This is a genomic window from Roseateles sp. P5_B10 (assembly GCF_056400485.1).
Genome location: NZ_JBFULE010000231.1, coordinates 1 through 7,087, shown reverse-complemented (window position 1 = coordinate 7,087; position 7,087 = coordinate 1). Strand labels below are relative to the sequence as shown.

1 protein-coding gene is annotated in these 7,087 nt (G+C 65.9%); it reads right to left on the bottom strand.

The annotated features are described in order from the left end of the window. Positions 1 to 7,087, bottom strand: a 7,087-nt coding sequence (locus tag AC1DU6_RS15255; protein WP_477858078.1) for a hypothetical protein, incomplete at both ends; no start/stop codon positions are given.

Sequence of the window (7,087 nt, the reverse complement as noted above, 5' to 3'; positions counted from 1 at the left end):
GTCCATGCTGACCTCGGTGATGCGGTTTTGCTCACCCACAGGTACGTTCTGCCCGGCGATGACGGGGATGAGCTGCGTCGGGTCGTTGGTGGCGCCGGCGCTGGCCAGCTTGTCGGCCTGGCGGGCGTAGCCGCCCGGCAGCATCGCGGCGTAGCGGGTTTGTTTGGTGGCGACGTTGCCCGCGTGGCCGTATTCCCACGCGACGACCGCGCCGCCGGCGTCGATGGACAGGGTCCGCCGGCCGTTGCCGTCGAAGTACTCGAAGCTGGAGTTGTCCCGCCCATCCTTGCGCTCGGTGAGGTTGCCCACCGCGTCGTAGAAGAAGCTCTGCAGCACCGTGTTCTTCGGCGTCAGGCCGCTGATGACGAAGGCGGTGTTGCCGTCACCGCTGCTCCAGGCGTAGAGGCTGTCCAGCGAGGTCTGCGTCTTGCGGCTGAGCGCGTCGTACAGGGTGCGCAGCGTGCGGTCGTTGGCGGTGTCGGCGGTGGTCGCGGGCGCGCCGCCCACCGGGTCGAGGGTCACGCCGTCGGCGATGCGCGTGGCGTAGACGGTTTGCACGACCTGGTTGCCCGCGGCGTCGTAGCTGGCGCGCGAGGCGACGCGGTCGGCGCTGATCTCCAGCGTCTTTTGGTCGAGCGCGTCGTACCAGGCCACGGAGCGCCTGCCACCATTGACGGTGGTGCCGTCGGCCTGGAGCTGGCCGTGGCTGACCTGCTCGATGAGGTTGCCGCGGGCGTCGTAGCGCATCGCGTCGGCCGGCGTGACGGTGCTGGTGCTGCCGTCGGCGGCGGTGGCCGTGTAGCCCATGCCGATGCGCCGGACCAGGCGGTCATTGGCGTCGTAGGCCATCTGCGTGGTGCGCTGTTCCGGCAGGCCCTTGGCTTCGATGCTGGTGATGCGGTTGCCGCGGCTGTCGTACTGGTATTCGTTGACGACGTTCTTGAGCGCGCCGGTGCCGTCCTTGGCCTGCACGGGCAGGGTTTCGGTGAGCAGGCGCCCGAGGCGGTCGTAGGCGTAGGTGACGGTGGCGCCGAGCTTGTTCTTGACGCTCAGGCGCTGGCCGTATGCGTCCAGCACATCGGTACCCTCGACGTAGTTCTCGGCGTCGGTCTCCTGGAGCAGGCGGCCGTTGCGGTCGTAGGTGCGGCTCGTGAGGGCGTCGGCCGTGGCGGCGGTGAGCACGTAGGCCCCATTGGCCTGCGCCGCGGTGGCCAGAACGACGGCTTGGCCGCCCGAGAGCGTGCCTTGCACTTTGGCGTCCACGCGCAGGCTGCTGGTGAGGTTGCCGAAGGCGTCGTAGCCATAGGCAGTGAGGTAGCGCTGTGCATCGACGGATTGCAGCAGGCGCCCGGTCTTGTCGTAGACCTGGTAGCGCTTGAAGCCGCGCGCATCGGTGATGACGCTGGCGCGGCCGAAGGCGTCGTAGTCCGTCGCGGTGACACCGCCCAGCGCGTCGGTGACTGTCGTGACGCGGCCGGCGGCGTCGTAGCCGTAGTCGGTGGTGTAGAGCTTGCGCAGCGCGGTTTGCGCCGCGGCCTTGGCATCGGCGGCCAGGGTGGAGAGGTCGGCGGCGTAGCCCAGCCGCGCGCGCTCGGCCTGCTCCCAGGCGCCGGTGCCTTCGGCCAACGCGACGCCGCGGGGGTCGATCTCGTGCCACAGGCGGCCCTGGGCGTCGTACTCGTAGCGCGTGGTGCTGGCCAGCGCCGTGCCGTCGGCGCGCGTGATCGAGGTGCGTTGGCCGGCGCCGTTGTAGGCGTAGCGCGTCGTGCTGGCTTGCCCYACCACGTTGCTRGCCAGGACCTCGSTCTCCAGCCGGCCGGCGGCGTCGTARGTGAACTGGGTCTGCACGCCATTGCCGTCGGTCTCAACGCTCAGTCGCCCGGCGCGGTCGAGTTCACGGATGACGCTGGTCGCCGCACCCAGACCCGGAAGTGCAGCCGTCAACGTGTTCAGCACGGGGGCAAAGGCAGCAGGCGTGTAGCTGCCGCTGCYACTCAGGCGGCTGGCATAGCGCAGTGCCGTCGTGCGGGCGTTGGCGTCGTCGTAGCGCGTCTCGGTGACATAGCCTTCCGCGTCAACCGAAAAGCGCTGGCGGCCCGCTGCGTCGTAGGCAAATTGAGTAACGCGGCCTTTGAGCGGCGGGATCTCCTCGACGTTGTCGACGTAGCTGATCGTTTGACCTGCTGGCAGGTCTGAGGCGCGCGAGACGGCAAACTCAACCCGAACGGACTGCCAGTCCGTCGTCGGCTCGACAATCGTTGCCGCCAAGCCACTGGCGCGCGACGTGCCTTTTTCATAGACAAAGACGCGCGCGCCGGTGGCGGTTGACTCCATCTCGATGCTGTACGTCTTGCCCGGAACGTAGACCCCGATGTCCACCTCCACAAACGTTCCGGCGGGTAGCTGTCGGCACTGGGTATAGACGTGGCCGTTGTTCTTGAAAATCAGGGCCGCTCGGCTCATACCACCAGCCCCATCCTTGAGCATGATGTGCGTCGTCTGCTGGAGGTGCACCGGCTGATAGTCGAGTTTGAGTACAGACCCCACCGGCATCTGCTTTGGGCTGGTCATGAGCGCATAGCCGCCGTTCGGCAAGGGCTCGCTGACCAGCTTGAGCCGCCCGGCTTCCCATATGCCGACGGAGCCCCCTAGCCCGTCCATGTCCCTGTTGAACTCGCGGTTGGTCGGCGAATAGATCGCCGCGAGGTCAGCCTCGCTTGGCACGGTGCCGACGCTCCAGGTCCAGGGCTGCTCGTGCTCCACGCTCGCCACGATCCGGCCTGCCGCGTCGTAGCGCCGCTCGCTCACGAAGCCTTCTGCATTGACGACGAACCGCTGATTGCCAACCTTGTCGTAGGCGTAGCGGGTGACGTGATCCTTGGCATCGACCTTGACCAGCTTTCCGTAGATCGTGGAGGCCGACATGCCCACGCTGACCCCGGTGATGATCTGCTCGTACCTGCGTTCCAACACGAGCCGATTGGCACCGTCGTACTTGCGTTCCGTGACCTGCCCCAGGGCGTCGACGCTGTAGATCAAACGGCCATCGCCGTCGTAGGAATTGATGCTGAGCTGTTCGGCCGGGCCGGCGCTCAATATGTCCAGAGCAGTACGCAGTTCGTCGTAGGTCTTGCTGGCCCAGCCCGCCGAAAGCGTTGTGGCATAGGTTCGGATGGCCGTGACACGGCCTTCACCGTCGTAGTCATATCGCGTGACGGCACCAAGGGCGTCGACGCCGTAGCGCAGGCGATCGGCGTTGTCGTAGCTGTAGCGGGCCGTGACGTTGTTCTGCGAGTCACGCTTCAACAGCAGGCGCCCGGCCGCGTCGTACTCGTAGCTGGTCTTGAGTTTCAGCCCGTCGGGGTCGACGGTCTCGGACGTGCGTCGGCCCAGGATGTCGTATGCATAGGCCACCTTGCGGGCGGAGGTCGTGCCGGCTCCGTCGATGACAGTGAGCACGCGGCTCTGGGCGTCGTAGCCGTAGCTGGTCTTGAGCTTGAGTCCGCCGGTCACGTCGTCGACGATGACGTCGGCAAGTTCACCCCTGGCGTTGTAGACCTGCGTTGTGACGGTGCCGCGAGGGTCGGTGATCTTGAGCTTGCGCCCCTGGCCGTCGTACTCGTAGCGGGTCTGCAGGTTCAGCCCCACACCGTTGTTGACCAGCGGGTCCACCGTCTGTATCAGCACGCGGTTGGCGGCGTCAAAGCTGTAGCTCGTCGTGCTGGCGGCCCCGTCATTGATCGGGGCACCGCCGGCGTTGGCCTTCAGTCCCTGAACGACCTGGACGAGGTTGTCGTTGGCGTCGTAGCCGTTCTGCGTGACGTTGCCGAGCGCATCCGTCACGGTGAGCAGGTTGCCGTGGGCGTCGTAGGCGTAAGTGGTGGTCGCCCCGGCGCCGTCGGTGACCTTGTAGACCTGACCGAGGCGGTTGTACTCGGTGATGACCTGGATACCGGCAGCCGTCTTTACCGTCAGCTTGCGATTGACGGCGTCATGGGTGTAGGTGACGGTGCTGATGGTGCGATCAACACGGGTGACCATTCGATCCAGCGCGTCATACGTGGTCGATGTGGTGCCGGCCGGTCCCGCAATCGTGATCTTGCGGCCGGTGCCGCTGTCGCGCAGATAGGTGTATTGAGTGACGCGGTTGAATTCGTCGGTGATGTTGTAGAGCCGGCCCAGCGCGTCGAAGGTGCTGCCCGTGATCACGCTGCTGGTCAGCCCCGGGCCGCTGCGTTCGGTTCGAGTGGCGTTGCCACGCCGGTCATAGCCATAGTCCAGCGTGAGGCGGCGCGCGTTGGCGGTGCCCACAGGATCGATGTCGCGGATCTCTTTGCTGAGCTGGCCGAAGGCGTTGTAGCTGTAGTCGGCCTTGTTGCCCAGCGCATCAATGGCCTGCTGGATGAGGCCGCGCTGGTTGAAGGTCACCGCACTGCGGTTGTCCAGGCCGGCGTTGTTCAGCGCGGCAATCGCGCTTGACAGCGAGATGTCAGCTGCAGGCGCACGGCTCACAACCGCTGTGTCAACTTTGCCACCTACCAGACCGGTGGCGTCGGCCACCGAGAGTCGCTGGCTGTGCGTGACCGTGGCCTGCACTTCACTGAAGTTGCTGTAGATCGTCTCCGTGACCTCGCCACCCTTGATCGGGTCGCGCAGGATGGCGTAGACCTGACGGCCTTGCGCGTCGTAGTAGAAGAAGGTCTTGTTGCCGCGCGCATCGGTCACGCTGGTTCGGCGGCCTGCAGCGTCGTAGGTGAAAGTGGTGCTTGTGGCATCGCCTTCGATCTGCGTGCTCTGCACGCGGCCCCAGTCGTCGTAGCCGATGTTCTGCTTGCGATCCTCGCCCGAGCCCTTGGCCAGCGTGGTGGATTTGAGGCGCTGAAGGCTGTCGTAGTCGTAGAAGGTGACGGTGCCGTCCGCTGCCGTCTCCTGCTCCAGCAAACCCCGGTTGTTGTACGTCTTGCTGGCGGACAGGGGCAACTTGGGACTGCTCAACGAGGTCCGCAAGGCATCGGTGAGGTCGCTGGCCTTGAACAACTTCAGACTTGCCGGGCTGCCACTGACCACCGGCTTGATGGCCTGGGCGAGATAACTGATGCTTCCAGCGGGCCGGCCTGCGGTATCGAACTTGTACTCTGTGAGATAACCCTCGGCGTTGACTTGGGCGATTTGGCGGCCCGCTGTGTCATAGACCCACTGGGTGAACTCGTCGTCATTCAATGGCGCGAGGGCTTGCAAGTCGGCCAGCGAGGGGTTGGCACGCTGTGCATCGCTCAGAAGGGCGGAGCGACGCAGCTGCGAGAGCGTGTTGCCCGCCGCGTCGTACTTCCAGACGGTGAGGCCGCCGTCGCCGTCTACCCGCGCGGCAAGGCGCCCCGTGGCGTCGTACAGGTTGCGTGTCGTGCGGTCCCGCGCGGCGTCTGCCGTGGGCGCTGACATGGACGGACCACTGGTGCGCGTGGTGCCCTGGGTTGCATCCAGGCGCGTGACGGCCACGGCGGTGGCATAGCGGGTCTGGGCCGTCAGCGCCGAGGTGCCGTCGTACTTGTTCTCGGTCAGGTAGCCGTCGGCGTCCAGCGTGCCGGCCAGCCGGCCGGCGGCGTCGTAGTAGAAGGTCGTGACGCGGTCATTCGTTGCATCGACCGCGGGACGGACGTCTGCCACCGTCTTGGCGGTGGGTTGGCCCTGGGCGTCGCTCAAGCTGGCCCGCGTGGCTTCGCTCACCAGCGTGGCGTAGGCCACCGTCTGGGTCAGCCGCCCCGCGCCGTCGTAGAGGTATTCGGTGAGCTGGCCGTTGGCGGCGATGTCGGCGCTCTTGCGACCGCTGACGTCGTACAGGGTGTGACTGGAGACGCTGGTGGCGTCCTGCACGCGGCGCAGCTGGCCCACCGCGTCATAGAAGTACTTGGTGGCGCCCAGCGCCGTCTGGCTGACGGCGCCGAGCACGTCGCTGGACACGAGGCGGCCCATCGTGTCGAAGATCTGCACCGTGGTCAGGCCGTTGTCCAGCTTGACGGAGGTCTTGCGATCCGAATCAGCGTAGGTATAGAGCGTGATCGCGGCGTTCGCGTCCACGCTTTTGGTCACGCGGTTCAGCCCGTCGTACAGATAGGTGGTGCCGTTGCTGTTCGTGTCCTTGCTGGAGAGCAGTCGGCCAAAAGCGTCGTAGCTGGTGAATGTCTTGATCGCCCCGCCCGGCGTGGCAACGCCGTTGGACAGGGCCATCGTCGTGTAGCGGCGCTGCTCCTTCACCTGGCCGCGCAGGTCGTAGTCGAACTCGACGATCTGGCGATCCAGGCTCTGCGCCTGGGGACCGTTCACCCAGCTCTCGAGCGAAGTGAAGCTGGGATTGGGGTCGCTGAAAACAGCAGCTGTGTACTGCACCTGGCGCGCGAGCAGCCCCCAGCCGTTGTAGACGTAGCGTGTCACCTCACCCTGCGGGCCCAGCACATAGGCCAGGCGCCGCTTGGCGATTTGCGTCGTGTCGTAGATGTACTGGGTAGTGCGCGCACCGCTAGCCTTGAGTGGGCCAGCCACGCCGTCCGTGTCGGCCACCGTGTAGGTCGTCTCCGAGGCGAGCAGGCCCGTGCTGGTGTAGGTGCGCTCCAGCACGTTGCCCGCCGCATCGGTCCGGCGTGCCAGCTTGCCGGCGCCGGCGTACTCGTAGGTCGTGACTTCGCCCTTGGCGTTGGTGCTGGTCAGCACGTCGCCGTTGTCATAGGTGTAACTTTGCTTGAAGCTTGCACCGCCGAGCAGTGCGCCGCTGATCTCTTMCAGCTGGCCGCTGTTGACGCCGCCGAGGTATTTGAGCGTGGTGACCTGGCCCAGGGCGTCGGTCACCGTGGTGGTGCGGTTGGTGGTGTCGTAGACGAAGCCGGTCTTGCGGTTCTGATCGTCCGTGATGGACTTGACGCGGCTGTCGGGCCAGTAGTCGATGGTCTGTGTGTTGCCATCTTTTTGGGTGATGGTCTGCAGCCTGCCGTTGGCGTCGTAGCCGTAGCTGACGGTGTAGATGTTGGTGTCGGCGGTGGTGTCTTCGGGCGTCAGGTCGGTGGTGACCAGGCTGAGCCGGCCACCGGTGTAGCCG